17 protein-coding genes are annotated in these 25,858 nt (G+C 53.8%); 14 read left to right on the top strand and 3 right to left on the bottom strand.

Annotated features, from left to right (window positions below; genetic code table 11):
* Positions 1-3 precede the first annotated feature (3 nt).
* The 6 genes from iolD (at position 4) to SFC07_RS05245 (ending at position 7,317) form a co-directional block, all read left to right on the top strand.
* Positions 4-1,917 (top strand): 3D-(3,5/4)-trihydroxycyclohexane-1,2-dione acylhydrolase (decyclizing), encoded by a 1,914-nt coding sequence (gene iolD, locus SFC07_RS05270; protein WP_411207182.1) that lies wholly within the window; start codon positions 4-6, stop codon positions 1,915-1,917.
* Between the two features lie 37 nt (positions 1,918-1,954).
* Positions 1,955-2,911, top strand: a complete 957-nt coding sequence (locus tag SFC07_RS05265) for a sugar phosphate isomerase/epimerase family protein (protein WP_411207181.1) — start codon at positions 1,955-1,957, stop codon at positions 2,909-2,911.
* Between the two features lie 36 nt (positions 2,912-2,947).
* Positions 2,948-3,961, top strand: coding sequence for a Gfo/Idh/MocA family protein (locus SFC07_RS05260; RefSeq protein WP_411207180.1), 1,014 nt, complete (start codon positions 2,948-2,950; stop codon positions 3,959-3,961).
* Between the two features lie 13 nt (positions 3,962-3,974).
* Positions 3,975-4,847 carry a sugar phosphate isomerase/epimerase family protein gene (locus SFC07_RS05255; protein WP_411207179.1) on the top strand — a complete coding sequence of 291 codons (873 nt, stop codon included), beginning with the start codon at positions 3,975-3,977 and terminating at the stop codon, positions 4,845-4,847.
* A gap of 67 nt (positions 4,848-4,914) precedes the next feature.
* The gene (locus tag SFC07_RS05250) at positions 4,915-6,279 is read left to right on the top strand and encodes an MFS transporter (RefSeq protein WP_411207178.1); all 1,365 of its coding nucleotides are present in this window, start codon (positions 4,915-4,917) and stop codon (positions 6,277-6,279) included.
* A gap of 12 nt (positions 6,280-6,291) precedes the next feature.
* Entirely contained in the window at positions 6,292-7,317 is a 1,026-nt protein-coding gene (locus SFC07_RS05245) for a Gfo/Idh/MocA family oxidoreductase (protein WP_411207177.1), read from the top strand.
* Here SFC07_RS05245 and SFC07_RS05240 read toward each other — a convergent pair.
* Positions 7,310-8,311, bottom strand: a complete 1,002-nt coding sequence (locus SFC07_RS05240) for a LacI family DNA-binding transcriptional regulator (RefSeq protein WP_411207176.1) — start codon at positions 8,309-8,311, stop codon at positions 7,310-7,312. The two genes, SFC07_RS05245 and SFC07_RS05240, sit on opposite strands and share 8 nt — an antisense overlap.
* A gap of 151 nt (positions 8,312-8,462) precedes the next feature.
* Between SFC07_RS05240 and SFC07_RS05235 the strand changes: the two genes are divergently transcribed.
* The 3 genes from SFC07_RS05235 to SFC07_RS05225 are packed head-to-tail and all read left to right on the top strand — an operon-like array spanning position 8,463 to position 11,941.
* Positions 8,463-9,692: a Gfo/Idh/MocA family protein gene (locus SFC07_RS05235; protein ID WP_411207175.1), complete on the top strand. Its 1,230-nt coding sequence runs from the start codon at positions 8,463-8,465 to the stop codon at positions 9,690-9,692.
* 26 nt (positions 9,693-9,718) lie between these two features.
* A complete protein-coding gene (locus SFC07_RS05230) occupies positions 9,719-10,744 on the top strand; it encodes a sugar phosphate isomerase/epimerase family protein (RefSeq protein ID WP_411207174.1) in 1,026 nt (341 codons plus the stop codon).
* A gap of 18 nt (positions 10,745-10,762) precedes the next feature.
* Positions 10,763-11,941: a Gfo/Idh/MocA family protein gene (locus SFC07_RS05225; protein ID WP_411207173.1), complete on the top strand. Its 1,179-nt coding sequence runs from the start codon at positions 10,763-10,765 to the stop codon at positions 11,939-11,941.
* A gap of 675 nt (positions 11,942-12,616) precedes the next feature.
* Here SFC07_RS05225 and SFC07_RS05220 read toward each other — a convergent pair.
* Complete coding sequence (locus tag SFC07_RS05220; protein ID WP_411207273.1) at positions 12,617-14,092, bottom strand: sugar porter family MFS transporter; 1,476 nt, start codon at positions 14,090-14,092, stop codon at positions 12,617-12,619.
* Between the two features lie 493 nt (positions 14,093-14,585).
* Here SFC07_RS05220 and SFC07_RS05215 point away from each other — a divergent pair, with 493 nt between their 5' ends.
* The 5 genes from SFC07_RS05215 (at position 14,586) to SFC07_RS05195 (ending at position 24,092) form a co-directional block, all read left to right on the top strand.
* Positions 14,586-15,509 (top strand): sugar phosphate isomerase/epimerase family protein, encoded by a 924-nt coding sequence (locus SFC07_RS05215; protein ID WP_411207172.1) that lies wholly within the window; start codon positions 14,586-14,588, stop codon positions 15,507-15,509.
* A 10-nt stretch (positions 15,510-15,519) separates the two neighbouring features.
* Positions 15,520-16,503: a Gfo/Idh/MocA family protein gene (locus tag SFC07_RS05210; RefSeq protein ID WP_411207171.1), complete on the top strand. Its 984-nt coding sequence runs from the start codon at positions 15,520-15,522 to the stop codon at positions 16,501-16,503.
* A 22-nt stretch (positions 16,504-16,525) separates the two neighbouring features.
* On the top strand, positions 16,526-17,689 hold the full coding sequence (locus SFC07_RS05205) for a Gfo/Idh/MocA family protein (RefSeq protein WP_411207170.1): 1,164 nt from the start codon (positions 16,526-16,528) through the stop codon (positions 17,687-17,689).
* Between the two features lie 350 nt (positions 17,690-18,039).
* A complete protein-coding gene (gene gltB / locus SFC07_RS05200) occupies positions 18,040-22,572 on the top strand; it encodes a glutamate synthase large subunit (RefSeq protein ID WP_411207169.1) in 4,533 nt (1,510 codons plus the stop codon).
* Positions 22,572-24,092: a glutamate synthase subunit beta gene (locus tag SFC07_RS05195; protein ID WP_411207168.1), complete on the top strand. Its 1,521-nt coding sequence runs from the start codon at positions 22,572-22,574 to the stop codon at positions 24,090-24,092. Before gltB ends, SFC07_RS05195 begins: the two co-directional genes overlap by 1 nt.
* 141 nt (positions 24,093-24,233) lie before the next feature.
* On the opposite strand, the gene SFC07_RS05190 is transcribed toward SFC07_RS05195, so the two are convergent.
* Positions 24,234-25,718 (bottom strand): glutamate-cysteine ligase family protein, encoded by a 1,485-nt coding sequence (locus SFC07_RS05190; RefSeq protein WP_411207166.1) that lies wholly within the window; start codon positions 25,716-25,718, stop codon positions 24,234-24,236.
* Positions 25,719-25,858: the final 140 nt, after the last annotated feature.

Genomic DNA, 25,858 nt, shown 5'->3' with positions numbered 1-25,858 from the left:
CACATGGCTGCTACAAAGAGGATGACAGTCAGCCAAGCATTGGTGGAGTTTTTGGGCCACCAATGGACTGTTGATGGTGATATCCGTGAACGCACGATTCCGGGCATGTTTGGAATCTTCGGCCACGGCAATGTCGCCGGCATTGGCCAGGCACTAAAGCAGTACAACGTTGATGAACCGGATCTTATGCCCTATTACCAGGCTCGTAATGAGCAGGCAATGGTGCACCAATCTGTGGGATATGCACGTATGCACCGCCGTCGTGGCACCTATGCTTCGGCAGCCTCGGTGGGACCCGGCGCGACCAACTTGATTACGGGTGCGGCTTTGGCAACCACCAACCGTCTTCCAGCGTTGCTCCTTCCCAGCGATACTTTTGCCACTCGCGTGGCAGATCCAGTGCTGCAGCAATTGGAGCAGCCGTGGGATATCGGATTGACCGTTAATGATGCTTTCCGCCCAGTTTCTAAGTTCTTTGATCGAGTGCAACGCCCAGAGCAGCTATTTTCAATTGCTTTATCTGCCATGCGGGTGCTTACCGATCCTGCGGAAACCGGTGCTGTCACCATTGCTTTGCCAGAAGACGTCCAAGCGGAAACCTTTGACGTGCCACTGGAATTCTTGCAGGATCGTGAATGGCATATCCGTCGACCCCGTCCGGAGCGTGCAGCGCTGGCCCGTGCGGTGGAGGTTATTCGCAACGCCAAAAACCCCATGATTATTGCTGGTGGCGGCGTGCTTTATTCGGATGCGGAAAAGCAGCTGCAGGAGCTGGTGGAAAAGACTGGAATTCCAGTTGGCACTTCCCAGGCTGGTGGCGGTGTCTTGGCTTGGGATCATGCCCAAAACTTAGGTGGTGTGGGCGCAACCGGTACTTTGGCTGCTAACCGCATCGCTGCTGATGCAGATGTGATCATCGGTATTGGTACTCGTTATAGCGATTTCACCACCGCTTCGCGCACTGCCTTCCAGCACCCTGATGTCACTTTTGTCAATATCAATGTGGCTTCCTTTGATGCTTATAAGCATGGTTCCCAGTTGCCCATCATTGCCGATGCACGCGAAGCAATCGTGGAGCTCCAAGAAGCCCTCGAGGGCTTCCATGTTTCAGCGGAATACGCGCAGCGTATTGCACAGGAAAAAGCAGCATGGGATCGCCAAGTGGACGAAGCTTTTGCGCCCTCCGGGCTGGACCTCCCAGGTCAACCTGAAATTATTGGGGCGGTCCAGGCGTCGACAAGCGCCAAAGACGTCATTGTGCAGGCAGCCGGATCCTTGCCTGGTGACCTGCACAAACTGTGGCGAGTACGCGATGCACTCGGGTATCACGTGGAGTACGCGTTCTCGTGCATGGGCTATGAAATTGCCGGTGGCATTGGCGCCAAGCGTGGCCTGAGCGCGGCCGGTGATGATCGCGATGTGGTCATTATGGTCGGCGATGGTTCCTATCTCATGCTAAATACTGAGCTGGTTACCGCGGTGGCTGAGGGCATCAAGGTCATTGTGGTGCTCATTCAAAACCATGGTTATGCCTCCATCGGACACCTGTCTGAAACTGTGGGATCGCAGCGTTTTGGCACCTGGTACCGCGAATATGATGCGCAGGCCAAGAACTTCCAAGGTGAGCAAATTTTGCCCGTTGACCTGGCCATGAATGCACGTAGTTATGGCCTGGATGTCATTGAAATTGAACCAGGTGAAAACTCCATTGCAGACCTTAAAGCCGCAATGGCTGTGGCTAAAGCTTCGGAAAAGTCCACCTTCATCCATATCAACAGCAATCCTTTGATCTACGCCCCAGATGGTGCCGGTTGGTGGGATGTACCAGTTTCTGAGACCGCCACCCTGGACAGCACCAACATTGCCCGCGAGGAATACCTCAAACAACAAGCTCTGCAGCGTCCGCTACTGGGCTAAAACCACACCTCATCCATACATTCTTAAGGAGTACATCATGAACGTCACCGCACCAGCAGGCAGCAAAGCAGCATCCGTCGCCGGCGAAAACCCAGGCCTCCGCATCGGCACCGCACCAGATTCCTGGGGCGTATGGTTCCCCGATGACCCCAAGCAGGTTCCTTGGGAGCGCTTCCTCGATGAGGTTGTTAAAGCAGGCTACACCTGGATCGAACTCGGACCATATGGCTACCTGCCCACTGATCCACACCAGCTCGAAGACGAACTGGGTAAGCGTGGCCTGAAGCTATCCGCTGGCACCGTATTCACCGGTTTCCACAAGGGCGAAGAGCAGTGGAAGCGTGCCTGGGATCAGGCATTGGATGTGGCTGGCTTGGCCTCCAAACTCGGTGCTGAGCACCTTGTAGTGATCCCAGACCTGTGGCGTTCCGATGCCACGAGCGAAGTACTGGAATCTCGCACCTTGGATGATGAAAAGTGGGCAAAGCTGGCCGCTGGCCACGACCGCCTGGGCAAGGCACTGCTGGAAGAATTTGGTATGAAGCAGCAATTCCACTCCCACGCTGATAGCCATATTGGTACCACCCGTGAGGTGCTGCGCTTCCTCGACGAGACCGATCCGCGCTACACCAACCTCTGCCTGGACACCGGCCACTTCGCCTACTACGGTGGCGACAACGTCAAGCTAATTGAAGAGCGCCCCGACCGCATCGGTTACCTGCACCTCAAGCAGGTCGACCCGAATTTGCTTTTCGACGTGCTCAAGAACGACATGCCTTTCGCCGAAGCAGTCGCCCAAGGAATCATGATTGAGCCTCCTTATGGTGTGCCAGACCTCGCCCCAATCATCGAAGCAGTATCCAAGATTGATTCCGATATCTTCGCCATTGTGGAGCAGGACATGTACGGCTGCGACGTCGACTATCCATTCCCCATTGCAGAGCGCACCCGCAAGCACATCTTCGGCTGCACCCACTACGCCCGCGTTAACTAACACCCACTCAAAATCTTCTGAAAGGCCTTAAAAATCATGAACGCTAGTCTTCGCGTTGGAGTTGTTGGTGCCGGTGCCATGGGTGCCGACCACATTGATCGCATCAACAACCGCACCAGTGGCGCACATATCTCCGCCATTATTGAACCTGATGCAGGACGTGCAGCTCAGGCTGCAGAAAATGCTCCAGGCGCTGAGATCTTTAGCCGCATTGAAGATGCCATTGCCGCCAACGCTGTCGACGCTGTGCTTATCGCCGTACCAGGTCAGTTCCACGAGCCTGTACTGGTCCCAGCATTGGAAGCAGGCCTTCCAATCCTCTGCGAAAAGCCTTTGACCCCGGATTCTGAATCCTCCCTGCGCATCGTGGAGCTCGAGCAAAAGCTTGATCGCCCACACATTCAGGTTGGCTTCATGCGTCGCTTTGATCCGGAGTACAACAACCTGCGCCAGCTTATTGAATCCGGCGAGGCTGGTGAGCTACTTATGCTGCGTGGCGTGCACCGTAACCCATCTGTTGGCGAGAACTACCACGAGTCCATGCTGATCACTGACTCTGTGGTGCATGAATTTGATGTTATTCCATGGCTGGCGGGATCCCCAGTGGTATCCGTGGAGGTGAAATACCCTAAGACCAGCTCCTTGGCACATGCTGGCTTGCGTGAACCAATCCTGGTCATTATGGAACTGGAAAATGGTGTGCTTGTCGACGTCGAGATGAATGTCAATATTCAATTCGGCTACCAGGTTGGTACTGAGGCTGTATTTGAAAAGGGCTTGGCTCGAATTGGCCAGCCTTCCGGAATGCAGCGCTGGCGCGATGGTGAATTCCTGATCAACGAGCACCGCGATTTCACCACTCGCTTTGCCACCGCCTATGACCGTCAGATCCAAAGCTGGGTTGATGCAGTTCATGACGGTAGCTTGGTGGCTGGCCCCAACGCCTTTGATGGTTACCTGGTGGCACTTTCTTGTGAAGCCGGCGTAAAGGCTCTTGATGGTGGAGTCATTCCAGTCGAAGCTGCACCGCGCCCAGATTTCTACGCATAAAGGAGTTGTGAACGTGGTTCGTATTGCCCTTGACCCCACCCCCTTCCACCATGACTATCACCTGCTTGATTTCCCTGATGTAGTTGCGCGTCTTGGATATGAGTACATGCAACTCACTCCACACCAGGATTTCAGCCCCTTCTTCAGGCACCCTAAAGCCGATGATGAGCTGGTGGCAAAGCTAAAAAAGCGTGCTCAAGATGCCGGAGTAAGCATCCCTGCGCTGCTACCTGTGCAGCGAATTTCCTGGCCCGATGAAACCCAAAGGGTGGCGGCGGTTCGGAATATGAAGCGCGTTATTGAACTGGCTGTTCAGCTTGGCGTTGACACCCTCAACACTGAGTTCTCCGGCCGTCCAGAACGCGCTGAAGATTCCGAGGATGCCTTTTATCGTTCTATGGAAGAGCTGCTGCCGATCCTGGAACGTGAAGGAGTGAAGTTCAATATTGACCCACACCCCGATGACTTTGTAGAAAATGGCATGGAAGCGTGGCGGGTAATCCGTGGGCTAAATTCCAAGGAAGTGGGATTTGTTTATGTTGCACCGCACTCTTTCCACATGGGTGACCAAGCAGCCGAGATTATTCCAGCGGTAGGGGATCGTTTGGGAGCGGTGTACCTCTCCGATTCCTTCAACCACCACAAATCCCATGGTCTGCGCTATATCAGCAACCCACCGGGAAATGCAGTTCGGGTGCACCAGCACCTGAAGATCGGCGACGGCGACGTTAACTTCACCGAGCTCTTTGGACTGCTTAAAGAAGGCGGTTACCTCGACCGCGCGGATGCCCTGTTGGTATCCAATGTTTTTGCTGAGGATGAAACCGCAGATGAGGTTTCACGCTATCAACTGGCGAAGATTCGAGAACTTATCGAAAACGCCTAAACCCATTCAAAACGGCCCACTTTAAAGTTTAAGGTGGGCCGTTTTAGGTACCAAAGGTGCACCAGCTATGTCCAAAAATCGATCCTTTAGTGTTCCCATTGCTTTGCTCGCTGCCGGAGCCCTCTTTTTAGAGATCCTCGACGGCACCATCCTCAGTGTTGCTGTACCTGCCATTGCCCAGGATTTTGGGGTAAATCCGGTGGATATCAGCATTGCACTAATCGCTTATTTGGCCGCGGCCGCAGCTGGAATTCCAGCTGCTGGGTGGCTGGGCGATCGCTTTGGGGTACGCATAGTCTTGCTTAGTGCCTTAGCCATTTTTACCGCGGGCTCATTATTGTGCGCCCTCGCGCCGGGACTGGTGATGCTCACCGTGGCCCGCATTATCCAGGGCTTGGGTGGAGCACTTTTGGTCCCGGTGGGCAGATTAGCGGTAATCCGCACTACCAAGCCCGAAGATCTCCTTGACGCGATTGCCTTTTTAACCTGGCCAGCTCTCATTGCACCAGTGGTAGCTCCGGTACTCGGCGGAGTAATCTCCGATAATTTTGGGTGGCGCTGGATTTTTCTCTTGAATATCCCACTCGGGATCGTTGCTTTAATAGTGGGGTTTATTATTCTGCCCCGTGGCACGGATATCCCGTCGCGACCTTTTGATCTCCCTGGGTTTATCGGCGTAGCCCTGGTGACCGTGGCATTAACCATTGCTGCGGAGCTGATTGCGCGCGGCACCCCAACGGCGCTGGTGATGGCGGCAGTTTTGGCAATCTGTGCCGTGGTTATCGCCACCCTGGTAGTGCGGTGGCTGCGGGCACCTGGCCGACTTTTTGATCTCAGCGTGATGACTATTGCGACTTTCAGAGTAGGCAATATTTCCGGCAGCGTGTACCGCCTGGTGATTACCGCAGCACCCTTTATGTTCACCCTGCTCTTTCAGGTGGAATTTGGATGGTCGGCAACCACAGCTGGTGGCATAGTTGTGGCACTATTTGCCGGAAATATTGCGATTAAGCCTTTTACTAGCGCGATCATTAGGCAGTGGTCTTTTCGTCCGGTGTTGCTCTTTGCCAATGCCAGCGGCGCACTCATTTTGGCTGCGTTTTTCTTTGTGGATGCAGAAACTCCCCGGATCTTAATTCTGCTGTTGCTTTTTATCTCAGGGGCGCTGCGTTCCTTGGGCTTTAGTGCTTATAACACCTTGCAATTTGCGGATATCTCTGGTGCTCAAACCAGCAATGCCAATGTGCTATCGGCAACACTCCAACAACTGGGAATGTCATTGGGGATTGCGGTGGCAGCAATATGTATGTCTATTGCATCAAGCCCACAATGGTCATTTCCGCTGGCTGCTCTCTTATTTGTATTCCCTCTGGCAGGAGCTTATTTACTGCCCCAAAGTGGAGGCGCACGTGCGCTTCACCCAACATCTTAGAAAGAGATCATCATGACTATTCGAATTGGACTTGTGGGATATGGCGTGGGCGGAAAGCTCTTTCATGCGCCATATATTCAGGCATCTGAGCACTGTGAGTTGGTGGCAGTGGTGGCGCGATCACCACGCACTAAAGCAGCAGTTGCCGCGGACCTTCCCGAGGTAACCATTGTGGATTCCCAGGCTGAGCTCTTAGCTCTGGGCGTAGATGCTGTGGTTATTTCTACTCCACCAGAAACCCGGCACGACTTGGTGCTGGAGGCAATTGCTGCAGGAGTCAGTGTGGTTGCTGATAAGCCTTTTGCACCCAGTGCAGCAGCTGCTCAGGAACTAGCGGAAGCGGCAACTGCCGCCGGCGTGGTACTTAATGTCTTTCACAATCGACGATTTGATACCGACATTGTGACGGCACTTAAAGTACAAGAGCGATTGGGGGAGCTTAAAGGACTTGATTTGCGTTTGGATGTGGATGAACCACAAAGTTTGGAACCAGGGCCCCAGGGTGGGCTGCTGCGGGATTTGGGCTCACATGTGGTTGATCAAGCCTTGGTACTCATGGGACCTGCCCGCACTGTTACGGCACACCTGGGATATACCGAGCGCCCCGAAGGAGCGACAATTGCTCGTTTTAGAATCTTCATTGAGCATGAATCAGGTGCTATCTCTAATCTGTCTGCCAGCAAGATTGACCGTTTGATCTCCCGTGAGTTAAGGATCTACGGCGAGGCTGGAACTTATACCTCTGCCTTTAGTGATGTGCAGATTGAACACATTAAAAAGGGGGAAGACCCTGTTGCATCACGTAGCACCTGGGGCTATGAGGATGAGTCCCGCTGGGGCGTATTAAAAACCGAGGCGGGGGAGGAGATTATTGCCTCGGAACAAGGTGATTACACCCGCTTTTATGACCAGTTTGCCCTGGCCGTTGCGCAAGGCACTCCCGGTCCAGTACCAGCAACCGAAGGCATTGAAGTACTCAAGGTGCTAGATGCGGTACTGATAAGCGCTGCAGAGGGCCGCACAGTCAGCATCATTTAAGGGCGGCAGTCGTCCCCCGCTCAATCAGTGCCGGCTGCAGGGTATGGGTGATTTCTGAGTGCGGGGCAGCGTCGACAAGCTTGCTTAGTAGCAGGCGCGCGGCGTTGCGGCCCACACCGGCGCTGTCATCATCAATGGTGGTGAGGTTGATGAGGCGAGTTTGGGCGAGGGGAGTGTTGTCATAACCGACGACGGAAAGTTGCTCAGGAACCTGGAGACCAAGCTCGCGAGCAGCGCCAAGTGCCCCGATGGCCATCACATCATTAGAGGCAAAAATCGCGGTGACCTCAGGATTCTCTCGCAAGAGCTCGAGAGTGTCCGCATACCCAGCCTTTTCCGTGGCAGGGCGCTGGTTCTTGGACAAAATAGGCTTTAGGCCATGCAGCTGCATCGTGGTGATGTAGCTTTCTTGGCGTTTGCCACCAGCCCCTCCGGATACGCAGAGGTGCGCAATCTTTGTGTGCCCAAGTGCAATGAGGTGTTCGGTGGCCAGTCGTGCGCCCTGTTGGTCATCGTTGGCAATGGAATCCTCCGGGCGCGCCGGGGTAAGCCTGGTACCTGCGATAACAAAGGGTGGGGCGGAATCTGGCGCGCGGAAATTCACAATGTCTTGAGCGATGATAATGCCATCAGGTCGCATGGACATGGCATTGAGAAAAGGATCCTGCCCGGAACTGTTCTGGGAGGTTATGGAATCAATAACTGAGAGTCGATATCCCTGTGGGGTGAGGACCTCGCTGAGACCCTGGAGCAGGTCAACGAACCACGGGTTGGCGTAATCATCAATGAGGATGGCAATAAGTTTGGTGCTTTTCGACGCCAACTCTGAAGCAGCACGATTTGGCTGGTAGTTGAGTTTTCTAATGGCATCGCGGACCAGCATTTCCGATTCGGTGCTGACACTTTTTGAACCGCGAATGACCAAAGAGACCAAAGATTTGGATACTCCTGCTTCTTGGGCAACGTCGTAAATGGTGGGGCGCGACCTGTTCATATGTGGTCTCCTTCCATAAGTTCTATTTGAGCTATTGACAGGACATTTAATTAACTATAACTTATGTTGGAGCGCTCCAAAAGCGTTGTGGCTCACATATTTGAGCTTCGGAAATCCATCTCACTTCACATCACTCTTAAGGGAGGTTGTTATGACTCACAATGAAATTCGCGTCGCCGTTATTGGTGCGGGCATGGCAGGAAAAGCACATGCAGCGGGGTACCGTACTGCTCCAACCGTGTTCGCCAGCACATTGCCTAAAATCCGCCTTGTTTCCATCGCCGATGCCAACGCTGCACTGGCTGAAGAAACCGCAGCCCGCTATGGCTTTGAGAGGTTTGACACCTCCTGGCAGGCAATTGTGGAAGCCGATGACATTGACGTAGTCAGCGTGGTAGTTGCTAATTTCTTGCACCGCGAAATCGTGGAAGCACTGCTCGCCTCCGGCAAGCACGTACTCTGCGAAAAACCACTTTCTGACACCATCGAGGACGCCGAAGCCATGATTGCGGCAGCGTCTGTCGCAGCTGGAGCTGGCACTATTGCCCGCATCGGCCTGACCTACCGCCGCTCCCCAGCGGTTGCGCATATCCGCAACCTCATTCAATCCGGCGAGCTGGGTAAGGTACTACACCTCACCGGGCACTACTGGACTGATTATGGTTCCAACCCCAACGCCCCAATTAGCTGGCGCTATAAGGGACCCAACGGGTCCGGAGCGCTTGCCGACGTGGGAAGCCACCTGACCTACTTGGCAGAGTTCATTGCTGGATCTGATTTCTCCGAAGTCTGCGGGGGACAGCTCTCCACCGTAATTAACCAGCGCCCGAAGCCACTCGGTGCTGTTGTGGGACACGAAGGTGGCGCCGTATCCGATGAGTTTGAAGCAGTGGAAAATGATGATGTCGCTTCCTTCTCCGGTGTTTTTGCCGGCGGTGGAACCGCAACCATTCAGGTCAGCCGCATCTCACAAGGCCATGCAAACACCTTGGGCTTTGAGGTGTTCTGCGAGCGCGGATCACTACTTTTTGATTTCCGCCAACCCGGCCAGTATCAAATCTTCACCCCGGCCACCGCAGCCGATGCCAGCCAAGAACCTGGTTACCGCACAGTAACTCTGGGACCTCAGCACCCTTATTGGCGTGGTGGTTTGGCCATGGACGCGCCAGGTGTGGGAGTCGGCCAAAATGAGGGCTTTGTCTACCAGGCCCGCGCCTTCCTCGAAGAAGTTGCGGGTATTCCAGCCGATCAGAGCCTGCCACGCTGCGCCAGCCTCGAAGAAGGCCTGCACAATATGCAGCTTATTGATGCTGTTGCGCAGTCTGCTGCAGCCGGTGGCGCCAGCATTTCTGTCCCTGTACTGGAATCAGCCAGCAACTAAACCCACAATCAAGAAAGCAACACACCATGAAACTCGGTCTCTATAATGCCATTTTCCATGACCGTTCCCTTCCCGAAGCCCTCGCTGCCATTAAGGCTGCAGGTTTGAGCGGCATTGAACTTAATACCGGTGGATTTCTTCCTGCCACCCACATTCCAACCATTGATGACATCCTGATCAGCGATGATGCCCGCGATGAATTCTTAGGGATCTTCGAAGGCACTGGCGTAGATATCTATGGCTTGAACTGCAATGGCAATCCACTGCACCCGAACAAAGTGATCGGGGAGAAGCATGCAGAAGATATTCGCCGCTCCATCCGCCTGGCAGCACGTTTGGGTCAAACCCGAGTTGTCACCATGTCTGGTCTGCCAGGTGGGGAACCAGGCAGCAAGTACACCAACTGGGTGGTAAATGCATGGAACTCCGCTGCCCTGGATGTCCTTGATTATCAATGGGATATTGCTGCGAAGTTCTGGCGCGAAACTGACCGCCTGGCTGCAGATCATGGCGTGAAAGTTGCGTTGGAATTGCACCCGCAAAACATTGTGTTTAATTCCGCTGACGTGCACAAACTCATTGACCTCACCAATGCCACCCATGTTGGTGTGGAATTGGATGCATCGCACCTGTTCTGGCAACAAATGGATCCCGTGGCTGTGATTGATCACCTTGGGGAACTCATTTTCCACGCCGCCGCCAAGGACGTACGTATTAATAAGGAATGGGCGCAGCTTAATGGAGTGCTGGACAATAGCTTCCGCCGCCTTGATCCTTCAGAAAACCGCACCAATTTGGGTGGCGATGAATGGGCAAATGAGTGGCCAAAGAACTCTGCCTGGGATTTTGTCGCCCTAGGCAAGGGCCATGACGTTGCCTACTGGACTGAGTTCCTACGCGCACTGCACCGTGTTGATCCACATATGTTGGTCAATATTGAGCATGAGGATGTGTCCCTAGGCCGTGAGGAAGGTGTCAATGTGGCTGCTCAGGTGCTGATTGCAGCTAATAAGGCACTTGAAGAATCCCTTATCGCCGAATCAGCACAATAAAGGAAAGGAGGCGGAGCAGTGAAGAAGACGATCAACATTGGTCTAATTTCAGTGGGATGGATGGGGCGTTTACATTCGCGTTCCTATCTAGCGGCGGCACAACATTTCCCGGAATTGGGAGTGCGAGCAGTTCTACATACGGCTGCTGATCCAGATCCTGGCGGGCGGGAGCATGCACTCCAGGCACTTGGATTTCAAAAGGCTGTCGCAGACTATAAAGACATCCTCGCGGATCCGGAGATTGATGCAGTTTCAATCTGCTCCCCAAATTTCTTGCACCATGAAATTGCCATGGCTGCAATCGCAGCAGGCAAACCCTTTTGGATTGAAAAACCAATGGGACGCAGCGCAGCTGAATCTGCAGAGATCGCACAAGCTGCACAGGCAGCTGGATTGATTACCTCGGTTGGCTTCAACTATCGGCATGTCCCCGCTATCGCAGAGGCTCGGCGGCTGGTGCGAGCTGGAGAAATTGGTGCCATAACCAATGTGCGAGTCAGCTTTAGGGCTGATTATTCTGCTGATCCAATGGGTGCTTTGACCTGGCGTTTTAAAAAGGATTTTGCCGGATCTGGAGTGCTTGGAGATCTATTGTCACATGGTTTTGATCTCGCTCAGTTTATTGTCGGCCGGATTTCTGAAGTAACCGCAGCCAATGGAACCTTTATCAAAAATCGGCCTCTGCCTGTAGCTGGTGCTGCCAGCCACTTTTCTACCGGCTCTGAGGACAGCCCTATGTGTGAGGTGGAAAATGAAGATTTTTCAGCTGTACTGGGACGCTTTGAATCAGGCGCCATCGGAGTTTTTGAATCGAGTCGTGTCGCAATTGGGCCACGTGCTGAATACATCATCGAGGTCTATGGCACCAAAGGTTCGTTGCGCTGGAATTTCCATCGACTAAATGAACTCGAGCTGGCAGATAGCTTTGCTGGTTATCGCACCATTATGGCTAATCCGGCCTTTGGGGAATTCTCTCATTTTCAACCAGGTGCCGGCACCAGCATGGGTTTTGATGATCTCAAAACAATCGAGGCCTCGCTGTTTCTGCGATCCCTGGAGACCGGTGAGCAATTAGCGCCCTCCGCGGGCGATGGCTGGGCCGCCGCTGAGGTTGCAGAGGCAGCGCTTGAGAGCGCCGAAAGCGGCGCTTGGGTGGCAACCAAGCTTGTCGACGCAAAAACCACCTTTGATCACTAACTCTGCAGTTTGAAACACTGTTTGTTTAAACATTAAAAATGTGTCTGTTGGCTAACGCCAGCAGACACATTTTTGGGTTAAGGGACAAAAAGTTGTGTTCCACCAACAACCTCGAATCCTGCACCAGGCTCAGTGCCACCCGACGCACCCGCAAACTCGGTTGTGAAGACGGCCGGCCAGCAACGTATGGCATTGGGATTGATTCCACCTCGGCTAACTTTATGGGTGTTCATAAAGGATGGTTAGACGGCTAATTCCGTTTTAGTGGCGATAGCGTGAGCGACCAGGGAAACACACATTTTGTCCCTTAACCCGTTTTGGTGGACCACAAGATACCTCGTGGGTGTCTTTGGTGCAGTGTGGATTAAGGAGCAAAAAGTGTGTCCAAAAATCAACATAACGCCACCTCACACCCCTAAAACTCCAAAAAATAGCTTCCAGTGCGCTAAGCCGTTCCAGTTGGATGGACACAGGTGAAAACTCATTGATCGCATTGCGCATCACGCAGGGACAGCCCTATGTGGGCATTGGCAGTAGTCGATAGAATGCTGACCCGCCGCAGGCAAGGGGTGCGTCGAAAAGCACAAACACCACCGCCCTCCTACCTGCACAAGGGCAGTAGGAGGGCGGTGGTTGAGAATGTCTGGAGTGTGTGGCTATGCGATATCTGGGTTTTTAGCTCACCTTTCCTTTCTTAGCGCGCTTGTCGAAGATAGCGCCGGTGGTGACTGAATGATCGATCTCTTCGAGGGTACGGCCACGGGTTTCAGGAACCTGAGACCAGATGAAGATCAGCGCCAAGACGCCGACGCCAGCGAAAAGGAAGAAGGTTCCGGTCAGTCCAACTGCGTCGATCAAGGATGGGAAGAAGAGGCCGAGGAATGCGTTTGCCATCCAGAGGAAGAAGATGGAGATACCAATTGCAGAACCGCGCATTGCCAGTGGGAAGAGTTCGGATAGCATGACCCAGGTTGCCACGTTAAGGAAGGTCTGCATGGAACCCACGAACAAAACCACCAGGGTGAGGATGACGTAGGGGCGCAGTGGATCGCCTGCTGGGAAGGTTAGGGATGTGATACCAATGAGGATGTGGCAAATGGTGGTGAGTGAGTAGCCGGTAATAAGGGTGGTACGACGGTTAATTCGGTCCATCATCCATAGGGCGATGAGTCCGCCGACCACAGCAATAACACCAGGGGCAACGTTTGCGATGAGAGCGGCATTCTCGGAGAAGCCGGCGTCAATCAAAACAATCTGGCCGTAGTACATGATGGAGTTAATGCCGGTAAGCTGCTGCGCAACACCAATTCCGATACCAACGAGGAGGATGCGCACCATCCACTTATTGGAGAGGATTTCTTTAAGTGACATGGACTTATCGGAGATTGCTCCTTCTTCCTTTGCCAGTTCCAAAACCTCTTGAACCTCAGCATGTGCACGATCAAGTGGGCGAATGGTTTCGAGTACTGCGCGGGCTTCATCGATGCGCCCACGTTCTACCAACCAGCGAGGAGATTCTGGGACGCGCAGCATTCCAATGAAAAGCGCGATTGCAGGTAGTGCAGCGACAGCGAGCATATAGCGCCATACGTGGTCGTGGTGTCCCCACACATTGCCAATGATGGCGTTGAGAATAAAGGCAGCTAGCTGTCCGACTACAATCATGATTTCATTGCGTCCGGCCAAAGAGCCACGGATTTCAAAAGGAGCAAGTTCTGCCAGGTAAACCGGAACAACGGATGATGCTCCACCTACGGCCAGGCCGAGAACCACACGACCAATAACCAAAATTGTGGCAGATGGTGCAAATACGCAGATCATGGTGCCGATGAAGAAAGCGACTGCAAGGGAGAGAATGGTCTTGCGGCGGCCCCAGTTGTCGGATACTCGGCCGAAGATCATTGCGCCGGCTGCTGCACCGAAGAGGAGTGAGGAGGTTACAACGCCTTCAGTGAAGGGGGTGAGGCCCAGCTCGCGGGCCATGGGATTAAGCGCACCGTTAATAACGCCGGTGTCATATCCAAAAAGAAGTCCACCAAAAGTAGCTACCATCGCAACGTAGAACAATCGTTGACGATAAGGCCCTGCTGTTAGAGGGGGTAGCTTCTTACTTTTTTCAGAACTGTCAGTCTGAATGAAGGTACTTGCCATCATGGCTCCTAGGTCGATCACGGTCGGGGAGTATTACTGAGATTCAGGAAACAAGCTTTCGTGCCAAGTGATTCACATCACCAATGGGATCTATCGTGTCAAAGCTTATATGTCCCGTCAATTGAACATGACAATGTTTGTTAAGGGTCCGAATCTTAAGTTTTGAAGGGTGGAGGTTGTGGTGGGGTGTGCGAAATCGACCGAAATCCTAGTTTTCCGGGTGAAAAATGAGGATAGAACTGCAAGTTTATAGATTTTCAGGGGAATGAAAATGGGTAGAAATTCATCTAAATATGGAGAATTTTTCTTAGAATATAGCTCCGGTGGCTAATATGTAGGGGGTATTTCAGGGGTAATTTCCTTTATGGTTTGACAACTTTGTCAGGTATCAATGTAAACAAAGCGATTTTTAAAAGTTCTTATGTCTTATCAAAGTATGGGTTGTTTGGGTGCTGTAAAGGTGGCAGGGTGCGCTTGATTTAAGTCAAGCTTGATGGACCGCGAGATCTTAGTATTTAGAAGCCCCACCAAATCGCAAAAAGTAATTTTTAGGCCCATACACAGCCAAAGGACGTGGAGAAACGTTACAGGTTTTGCCGATGAGATTGCCCTTGATCTTGATGAACAAATTGCCCTTTTAACAAAGCTGAACATCAAGCACATTGAATTCCGTAATGCCTGGGGGATAAAAGTCCTAGATCTTTCGGCGAAACAGCTAGAAACTGCGAAGGCAAAGCTCGATGCTGCTGGGATTCCCCTCTCTACAGTAGGATCTGAACTGGGCAAAATCATGATCACCGATCCTTTTGAGCAGCATCTCCAGAGGGCTCGGCATGCAATCGAGGTGGAGCAATTCTTTGGCACTCCATATATCCGCATGTTTTCCTTCTTCATTCCTGCGGGTGAAAACCCAGCAGATTATCGTGAAGAAGTTTTAGCTCGTACCAGGGCGATGGTGGAGCTGGCAGAAGCTGGTGGGATCACACTGCTGTATGAAAATGAAAAAGATATTTATGGTGATTCCCCAGAGCGAGTCAAAGATCTGATCACCAGCATTAACTCCCCGTATTATCGCGGAATTTATGATGCTGCCAACTATGTCCAAACCGGTTTTAAGCCCTTTGATCAGGCGTGGCCAATTGTTAAAGACTTCACCAAATACATCCATGTCAAGGACGTCACTGTGCCTACTGCCGAAAAACCACTGGGCATTATCAAGCCGGCAGGCCAGGGTGACGGGCAGTATCCAGAGCTGCTTGCTGCCTTAAAAGATGCAGGTTATGAAGGGTTTCTCTCCATCGAACCACACCTTGGAAACTTCGATGAGTTTGGAGGCCTCTGCGGCCCGGAGCATTGGACCAGTGCTTATGAAGCATTGCGGGGAATCCTTGATGACCTCGGCGCTGAGTATAAGTAAGGAATAACAAATGTTTAAAGCTGCAATTGTCGGATGCGGTGATGTGTCCATCGTGTATGCAGAGGCGATTGCAGCTCTGGGTGCAGAAATTGTCGCCGTGGCAGATTTAGATCACGCGGCGGCCCTTAAACTTGCTCAAAAAACCCAGGCCACAGCCTATTTCAGCCTGCAGGAACTCCTCGCGCAAGAGACCATAGATGTCCTGCACATCACCACTCCCCATGATCAGCACATTGATCTTGCCCTCATGGCGCTTAAGGCAGGGGTTCATGTGCTGGTGGAAAATCCACTAGCTAATGAGCTTGACCAAGCCCAACGGTTGCTGGACTATCTCAAAGAAAATCCTCAAGCGCCTAAAATCGGTGTGTGCTTTCAAAATCGCTATAACGTTTCTTCGGTAGAACTACGGCGCCCCCTAGAAGAAGGCGAACTCGGAGAAATTCGAGGTGCTTATGCCTCGGTGGTGTGGACAAGAACCTCGGATTATTACTCGGCGAAACCTTGGCGTGGCCAGCAGATTCGTTCCGGTGGTGGGTTACTGATGAATCAAGCCATTCACACCCTGGATCTTCTGCAATGGTTTTTAGGCCCCGTGACAAAGGTAAGGGGAGAGGTTTCTACAGATAAATATGGCGAGATTATTGATGTAGAACATTCTGCCCATGCCTTCTTCACACATGAAAGCGGAATAAGCAGCAGCTTTTATGGCACGCTCGCAAATTCTCGGCACCGCTCGGTGGAAATTGAGCTGGACTGGGAAAACGCTTTAGTGAAGCTCAAAGACGGTCTCACCGTGACCTGGATAAATCGCGCAGAATCACAGGTTGAGCATTACCCGGAACGTACTCAAAATTCCGCTGGCCGGACCTATTGGGGTGTGAGCCATGAACTGCTGATTCGTGATTTTTATGGCCACCTTGATAGCGCAAAGCCATTTTGGATTGGACCGCAGGAAGCACTGGCCTCTCTAAGAATGGCAAAAGCCCTCTATTAAGCATCAAAGAATGGAGAAAGCAATGTCTAAGAAAGTTCGTTTAGGAATTATCGGCTTCGGTGCAGAAGGCGATATGTACGCCAAATTCCTGGCTGAGGGTCGAGTGGAAAATATGGAGATCGGCGCTATCTGCGATGTCCTCCCAGAAAAGGATGAAGCCGCAGCGGAATATAAGGTGCCGTTTTTCACCGACTATAAGGAGCTCGTCACCTCCGGCACGGTGGACGCGGTGGTGACCACCGTGCCGCACTACCTGCATCCTGAAGTGGGGATCTATGCGTTGAGCCACAACATACATGCCCTCGTCGAAAAGCCAATTGGGGTGTACACCAAGCATGCGAAGGAGCTCATTGCCTTCGCAGAAACCAAGCCTGAGCTGCAATTAGGGGTGTTTTTTAATCAGCGCACCAATGAGCTGTATCGCGATCTTAAGCAGTTGATGGATTCCGGCGAGCTTGGAAAATTGCGCCACACCTCATGGAATATCACCACCTGGTGGCGTCCGCAGGGCTATTACAATCAGTCTGCCTGGCGCGCGAACTGGGGTGGGGAAGGCGGCGGTGTCTTGGTAAATCAGGCGCCTCACCAGCTGGATTTATGGCAATGGATTTGTGGCGTTCCGGAAAGTGTTTTTGCGCGCGCGGAGTTTGGTTTTAGGCGCGATATTGCGGTGGAGGATGAGGTCCACACGTTGGTGAGCTTTGCTGATGGTGCTCCGGACACCTTTATTACCTGCACTCATGACATGATCGGCACCGACCGCCTGGAAATCCTGTGCGATAAGGGCAAGATCGTGGTGGAGGATTCCCAGAAAGTAACCATTACTCGCCTGGTGGAGGATGAAGAGGTTCTTTCCAACAACATGGCTATGGGTCAAGTCCGCCAGCTCTTTAAAGGTCAATTGGATATGGCCCAGTACATGGGCACGGAAACCAAGGAATATGAATCTGTGTGGGGTGCACAGCATGTGGAGGTATTGCGGAATTTCGCAGCTGCCATCAATGGGGAAGAGGAGCTTCTAGCCCCAGGTAGCGACGGTATTTATGGAGTGCAGCTGGCCAATGCGATCCACCTGTCGGCGTGGACTGGCCGCGAGGTGGACCTTAAGAATTTTGATGAGCAGGCTTACCTGGCTGAGTTGAATAAGAGGATTGAGGCCGAGGGTGAGTTTGAGGCACATAGTTAAAGCCCAAACCTAGAGCCCCTAAGTCGGCGCGGTAACGGGACAGTGCCGCAACGTGGCAGCGGGGCAACAAGGCGGCTCCCCAAAGCAACCCAAACCCCTCCCGAAAACCGCCTAAAAAACACCCAAAAAGCACCCCAAAATCATTCCTTCTCTCCAGTTTTACTTCTTAGTTATCGCGACTAGACTTTGCCATGGCGTGTGATCTGTAGCACAAGCGCGTGAGGTGACCAGAGCTTTTCCTATAGATTGATTGAAAGTATGTCTGTGCTCACTTGCATTGCAGGCCACTCACCTGTTTTTCTAATTATCGAATGATTGATAGATTTTTGAGCGGAAGCGAGGGCTCACGCATGAAGAAACAGGGACTCTATAACCCGGCGCATGAACATGACGCCTGCGGTGTGGCGTTTATCGCGGATATCCATGGCCGTCCAAGCCGCAGCATTGTGGACCGGGCATTGGAAGCGCTCCGAAACATTGACCACCGCGGTGCGGCTGGCGCGGAAAAGAACACTGGCGATGGCGCCGGCATTCTCATGCAGATTCCAGACAGCTTCTACCGCGAGGTTTCCGGTATTGAGCTGCCTGAAGCAGGCCACTACGCCACCGGTATTGCCTTCCTGCCACGCGCCCGCATGGCGATGTTGGATGCACAGAAGGAAATTGAGCGTATCGCTCGCCAAGAGGGCGCAGAGGTCCTCGGCTGGCGCATGGTTCCTTTTGACGCCCGTGAACTCGGCTCCATGGCTATTGAAGCCATGCCAAGCTTCGCTCAGATCTTCCTATCTGTACCAGGCAAGTCCGGCGAAGACCTCGACCGCGTGATGTTCTTCATCCGCAAGCGTTGTGAGCGCGAGCTGGGCACCATCAACGGTCGCGATACCGTGTACTTCCCATCCCTTTCCTCACGCACCGTGATCTACAAGGGCATGCTCACCACCCTGCAGCTGGAGGGCTTCTTCAAGGACCTTTCCGATCCTCGCCTGGAGTCCGCGATCTCTATCGTGCACTCCCGCTTCTCCACCAATACTTTCCCAAGCTGGCCTTTGGCACACCCATACCGCTTGGTAGCCCACAACGGTGAAATCAACACCGTCCGCGGCAACGAAAACTGGATGCGCGCCCGCGAGGCACTCATCAAGTCTGAAAAGCTCGGCGATCTGTCCAGCGTGCTGCCTATCTGCAGCCCTGACGGCTCCGACACCGCGCGTTTCGACGAAGCCCTCGAGCTCTTGCACTTGGGCGGATACTCCCTTCCACATGCTGTGGCAATGATGATTCCGCAGGCTTGGGAGCACAACAAGACCATCACCCCTGAGCTGCGCGACTTCTACGAGTACCACTCCTGCCTGATGGAGCCTTGGGATGGCCCAGCAGCTTTGGCCTTCACCGATGGCCGTTATGTCGGCGCAGTTCTTGACCGCAATGGCCTGCGTCCAGGACGTATCACCATCACCGATTCCGGCCTGGTTGTCATGGCGTCTGAATCCGGCGTATTGGACTTGGATGAGTCAAGCGTCGTAAAGCGCACTCGCGTTCAGCCTGGTCGCATGTTCCTGGTCGACACGGCTGAGGGCCGCATTGTTGAAGACGAGGAAATCAAGCAGAAGCTGGCTGAGGCAAAGCCTTATGGCGAGTGGATCAATGAGAACTTTGTCCACCTCGACGGCCTGCCACAGACCCGTTACAGCTACATGCCACACTCTCGCGCGGTATTGCGCCAGCGTGTCTTCGGTATCACCGAAGAAGACGTGGATTTGTTGATCCTGCCAATGGCACGTTCCGGCTCTGAGGCCATCGGATCCATGGGTTCCGATACCCCAATCGCTGCTATCTCTGAGCGTCCTCGTATGCTCTATGACTTCTTTGCACAGCGCTTTGCACAGGTGACTAACCCACCGTTGGACTCCATCCGTGAAAAGCCCGTGACCAGCATGTACACCCTGCTCGGTGCACAGTCTGACGTATTGAACCCAGGCCCTGAGGCAGCTCGTCGCATCCGCTTGGAATCCCCAATCATCGATAACCATGAGCTCGCTACCCTCATCCACGCGGATGACCAGGGTGAATGGGAGTCCTTCGGTGCCGCCGTGATCTCCGGCCTTTACCCAGTCGCGCACCACGGTGCTGGCATGAAGGCAGCTATTGCCCGCGTGCGCCGTGAGGTTTCCGAGGCAATTCGCCAGGGCAAGACCTTGATCGTGCTTTCTGACCGCGAGTCCGATGAGCGTTTGGCTCCAATTCCTGCACTTCTGCTCACCTCTGCTGTGCACCAGTACCTGGTTCAGCAGCGTACCCGCACCCAGTGCTCCTTGGTTATTGAGTCCGGCGATGCTCGCGAGGTTCACCACCTGGCTATGCTCATCGGCTTCGGTGCCGACGCCATCAACCCATACATGGCTTTTGAAACCATCGACGAGCTGCGCATCAAGGGCCAGCTTGGTGATCTCACTCTCGACGAGGCTTCCCGCAACTACGTCAAGGCAGCCACCACCGGTGTGCTCAAGGTGATGTCCAAGATGGGTATCGCAACCGTGTCCTCCTACCGTGGCGCCCAGCTTGCTGACGTCACCGGCCTGCACCAGGACCTGCTGGACCACTACTTCGGCGGCATTGCATCTCCTATCTCCGGCATTGGCCTGGATGAGATTGCAGCTGATGTGGAGACCCGTCACCGCAGCGCATTCCTGCCTCGCCCTGAAGAGCACGCACACCGCGAACTCGACCTCGGTGGTGAATACAAGTGGCGCCGCGAAGGCGAATACCACCTGTTCAACCCAGAGACCATCTTTAAGCTGCAGCATGCAACCCGCTCCGGCAGCTATGAGATCTTCAAGGATTACACCCGCAAGGTTGATGATCAGTCCCAGCGCTTGGGCACCATCCGCGGTCTCTTCGAGTTCAGCCACGACCGCAAGCCAATCCCACTGTCTGAGGTGGAACCTGTTAGCTCCATCGTCAAGCGTTTCTCCACCGGTGCGATGTCCTATGGCTCCATCTCTGCGGAAGCACACGAGGTTTTGGCTATTGCCATGAACCGCCTGGGTGGCATGTCCAACTCCGGCGAAGGCGGAGAGGACGTTAAGCGTTTCGACGTCGAACCAAATGGTGACTGGAAGCGTTCTGCCATTAAGCAGGTTGCCTCCGGACGCTTCGGCGTGACCAGCCACTACCTGAATAACTGCACCGATATTCAGATCAAGATGGCCCAGGGCGCAAAGCCTGGTGAAGGTGGACAGCTGCCTCCAAACAAGGTTTACCCTTGGGTTGCAGAAGTTCGTATCACCACTCCTGGCGTGGGTCTGATTTCCCCTCCTCCACACCATGATATTTACTCCATCGAGGATCTAGCTCAGCTGATCCACGACCTGAAGAATGCCAACCCATCTGCACGTATTCACGTCAAGCTGGTGGCAGAACAAGGTGTGGGAACTGTGGCAGCTGGTGTCTCCAAGGCACACGCTGACGTCGTTCTGATTTCCGGCCACGATGGTGGCACCGGTGCCTCCCCATTGACCTCCCTCAAGCATGCGGGTGGACCATGGGAGCTCGGCTTGGCTGAAACCCAGCAGACCCTGCTGCTTAACGGTCTGCGCGACCGCATCCGCGTGCAGTGTGATGGCCAGCTCAAGACCGGCCGCGACGTTATCGTGGCAGCACTTTTGGGTGCTGAGGAATTCGGCTTCGCCACCGCTCCATTGGTGGTTGAAGGCTGCATCATGATGCGCGTTTGCCACCTGGACACCTGCCCAGTTGGTATTGCTACCCAGAACCCAGGACTGCGTTCTAAGTTCACCGGCAAGGCTGAGCACGTGGTTAATTTCTTCACCTTCATCGCTGAAGAAGTCCGCGAATACCTGGCACAGCTTGGTTTCCGCACCATCGATGAGGCCGTTGGTCAGGCTCAGGTTCTGCGTAAGCGTTCCGGCATCCCTGCCGATTCCCGCGCAGCGCACCTGGACCTCAGCCCAATCTTCCACCGTCCTGAGACCCCTCACTTCACCGAGCAGGATATCCGCTGCACCAAGACCCAGGAACACAGCCTGGAGAAGGCACTGGATAATAAGCTCATCGAAGAGGCTTCGGAGACCATCACCCGCGCAGCTGCAGGTGTGGACACAAAGATTGTGCTCGATCACAAGATCAGCAACGTCAACCGCTCTGTAGGCACCATGCTTGGTTCTGCAGTCAGCCGCGTTGCTGGTGCCAAGGGTCTGCCAGAGGACACCATCACCCTGAACTTCACTGGTTGTGCTGGTAACTCCTTCGGTGCTTTCTTGCCACACGGTATTTCCATCAACCTCACCGGCGATGCCAATGACTTTGTGGGCAAGGGACTGTCTGGTGGACGTATTGTTATCCGTCCATCTGCAGAAACTCCAAAGCAGCTCAAGACCAACCCAGATATCATCGCGGGCAACGTGATCGGCTACGGCGCAACCAGCGGCGAGCTCTTCATCCGCGGCCAGGCTGGCGAGCGCTTCTGTGTTCGTAACTCCGGTGCAACCGCAGTGGTTGAAGGTATCGGCAACCACGGCTGTGAGTACATGACCGGCGGTCGTGTCCTCGTCCTTGGCCCAATCGGCGAGAACTTCGGTGCTGGTATGTCCGGCGGTATTGCCTACGTGGCCAAGACCGATGACCTCGAGCTGAAGATCAACGGCGAATTGGTTGACATCGTTGAACTTAATGACAACGAAGTTGAGTGGGCCAATGACCTTATTGACCGTCACCGCGAGCTCACCGGCTCCGAAACCAAGTTGCGCGCCGATGATCTGGTGAAGATCATGCCACGCGATTTCCAAAAAGTTCTCAACATCATCGAAACCGCACAAGCTGCGGGTGAAGACCCAGCTAAGAAGATCATGGAGGCAGTGAGCTAATGGCCGATCCACACGGATTCCAAAAATACACCCGACGCGAGCCTGCACACCGTCCCGTGCCTTTGCGTCTCATGGACTTCAATGAAGTTTATGAGCAGGCACCCGCCGGTCAGATTGAAGAACAAGCAGCTCGTTGTATGGACTGCGGTGTACCGTTCTGCCACGAGGGATGCCCACTGGGCAATATCATCCCTGAGTGGAATGACTTGGTGCGCCAAAACCGGTGGAAAGAGGCATATGATCGCCTCCACGCCACCAACAACTTCCCAGAGTTCACCGGTCGTCTTTGCCCGGCACCTTGTGAAGGCGCTTGTGTGCTCGGCATCAATGACGATGCTGTGACCATTAAGAATGTCGAGCTGGAAATCGTCGAAAAGGCTTTTGCGGAGGGCTGGGTCAACCCAGTTGTACCTTCCATGTCCACCGGTTTGAGCGTCGCTGTGGTCGGTTCCGGCCCAGCCGGTTTGGCTGCCGCCCAGCAGCTCACCCGCGCTGGTCACAGCGTGACCGTCTTCGAGCGCGATGACCGCCTCGGTGGCCTCATGCGCTACGGCGTGCCTGAGTACAAGATGGAAAACCGCTGGATTGACCGCCGCATTGAACAAATGCAGGCAGAGGGCACCACTTTCCAGGTAGGTGTCTCACCGCGCGCCGCTGAGCTGGCGCTTTTCGACGCGATCGTGCTGGCAACCGGTACGCCAGTGGCTCGTCCACTGAAGGTTCCCGGAAGTGACCTCAAGGGTATCTACCCAGCGATGGAGTACCTCACCGAGCAAAACCGCGTGAATGAGGGTGATGCTGAGGTTTCTCCAATCAGCGCCAAGGGCAAGAAGGTTGTCATCATTGGTGGCGGCGATACCGGCACCGACTGCTTTGGTACCGCACTGCGCCAGGGTGCAGAATCCGTCACCCAATTTGATATCCGCCCTCGTGCTCCATTCCAGCGTGCTGAGTCCACCCCATGGCCGATGTACCCCAACCTTTTCCGCACCGCAACCGCCCATGAGGAAGGCGATTACATCATCTCCGGCGATGAATCTGCTGAGGAGATCGAGGCTTTGGGTCTGGCTCGTCGTGGCGCTGGCTCCACCATGGGTGAGCGTAAGTTCGCGGTTAACACCGTGGAATTCCATGGCACCGATGGACATGTCACCGGCCTGACCGGTAACCAGATCCGCGTTGTCAACGGCAAGCGCGAGCCTATTGAGGGCACCGAGTTCCCCTTCGAGGCAGACTTGGTTCTCATCGCACTGGGCTTCACCGGCGCTGAGCAGGGTGGATTGGCTCATGAGCTGGGCGTTACCTTCGACGACCGTGGCCGTATCATCCGCGATGCCGAGTACCGCAGCCCAACCAACTCCCGCGTTTATGTCGCCGGCGATAATGGCCGTGGCCAGTCCCTGATCGTGTGGGCAATCGCAGAAGGCCGCGCTTGTGCCGCCGCTGTGGATGCTGACCTCATGGGCGAAACAGCACTTCCCGTAGCAGTAGCTCCGGGCGATGTACCACTGGCCATCTAAGCGCTGGGTACTTAACTAAGTTTGGATTTCGGTCGGTCCAAAGACATCAATCATTCATAGACCGAGAACAGCTCCCCTGTACATTGCAGGGGAGCTGTTTTTTTGTTATTTGATCACGGGCGGGCCGGGTTTAGCTAATTTTTAGCCAATCTTCCAGGTATGGACTGGTTCGCCCATAAACTGATTATCCAAATAGCTCCGCAGCATGGCAGCCAATGCATCCTGACGTGACTTGGAGCCTGGCAAACTGCCATGGGCCTCAAAATGGTTAAGGGTGCGCAGCTGCCAGGTGGCACCATTTTGACGAGATTTTGCACGTTCCTCAATAATGCCCAGGTAGGTATCAATGAGGGTGGCGTCTACCTCCAAGCGCTGCAAACCAATTCTTGCCTGAGGCAACAGGTGCTCTAACACCAGGTCAGCCACATTAATCTGGCCTAGAGTTGGCCAGGTCATGCGGGCAAAAAGGCCAGAGCGCGCCGCTGATTGGAAATTCTTCTCTGCATCCGGGAAAGGCAAACGTGACCATACTGGACGGTTTTCCTCTGCTAGGTACTTAACTAGGCCATAGTAGAAGGCCGCGTCTGCAGTGATATCAATCGGAGTGGGACCTGCTGGCAGCAGACGGTTTTCCAAGCGCAGGTGGGAGCGCTCCGTACCGGGTGCATAAATCGGACGGTTCCACCGCCACACTGTGCCATTATGCAGATTGAGATAGTGCAATGCTGGGGATTTCCCCTTCATCATCGGCGTACCCGACAGCGCCCGGGATTCCGCAATGAGCGGGGAGAAATAGCGCACATTTTCTTCAAAGAGGTCAAAAACGCTGGTAATCCACCGCTCACCAAACCAAACGCGGGGGCGCACACCTTGGTTAACTAGCTCTGGGGTGCGGGTATCTATTGCTTGTTGGAAAACCGGAATGCGGCTTTCATGCCACACCCGGCGGCCCAAAAAGAGGGGAGAGTTTGCTGCCAGTGCCACCTGGACTCCGGCAATTGCTTGGGAGGCATTCCAGGCTGCCGCAAATTTGGTCGGTGCTAATTGCAAATGCAGCTGGATGGAGGTGCAGGTGGACTCGGGGGCGATATCTGCAAAATCATGAGCAATCTGCTCGCGGTCGGCCAGATTGATATGCACCATCTCGCCGCGGGAATCCATGATGGTATTGCTCAGCGCGCGGTAGCGATTTTCCTGGGTCATCCAGGCGGGATCTTCCAAAAATGCTGGGGTGACAGTTGGCAAGGTGCCGATCATGGCAACATTAACGCCGGCTGCAGTTGCTGCTTCCCGCACTGTGCCTAGGCGGGAGCTGATGCCATCTTCCAAGCGTTTGAGGCCATCACCTTGAACGGAAAGGGGAGGGTGATTTAGCTCCACATTGAAATTGCCGATTTCAGATTGATACTCAGAATTTAGAGAGGACAGCACTGCTTCACCAGCAAGCGCTGGCTGCATATCCTTATCAACCAAGTTGAGCTCAAGTTCTAGCCCGATGGAACCTCGATCTTCAAAGTCGGAGATTTGGAGGTGCCGGTCAAAAATTTCAAGGTCTTCCATGAGCAGCTGGCGATAACGCGTGCGCTGCTGTGGTGTGTACCTGTCCGAGGAAACTGATTCGCCCATAACTTAGAGCAAACCACAAAATGGAGCAACTGGTGAGAGCTAGTGCAAAAGAATTCATGGCAGTCCCCGGAAAAATTTTAAAAAAGCCTGAGATCCCAAAAAATAAAGGATGCGGTCACCTTTAAAAAATGACCGCATCC

Source organism: Corynebacterium callunae, from assembly GCF_046592015.1.
In the GTDB taxonomy this organism is placed as follows: Bacteria; Actinomycetota; Actinomycetes; order Mycobacteriales; family Mycobacteriaceae; genus Corynebacterium; species Corynebacterium callunae_A.
Note: the sequence above shows the minus strand (reverse complement) of the source record. Positions and strands in the feature narration are given on the sequence as shown.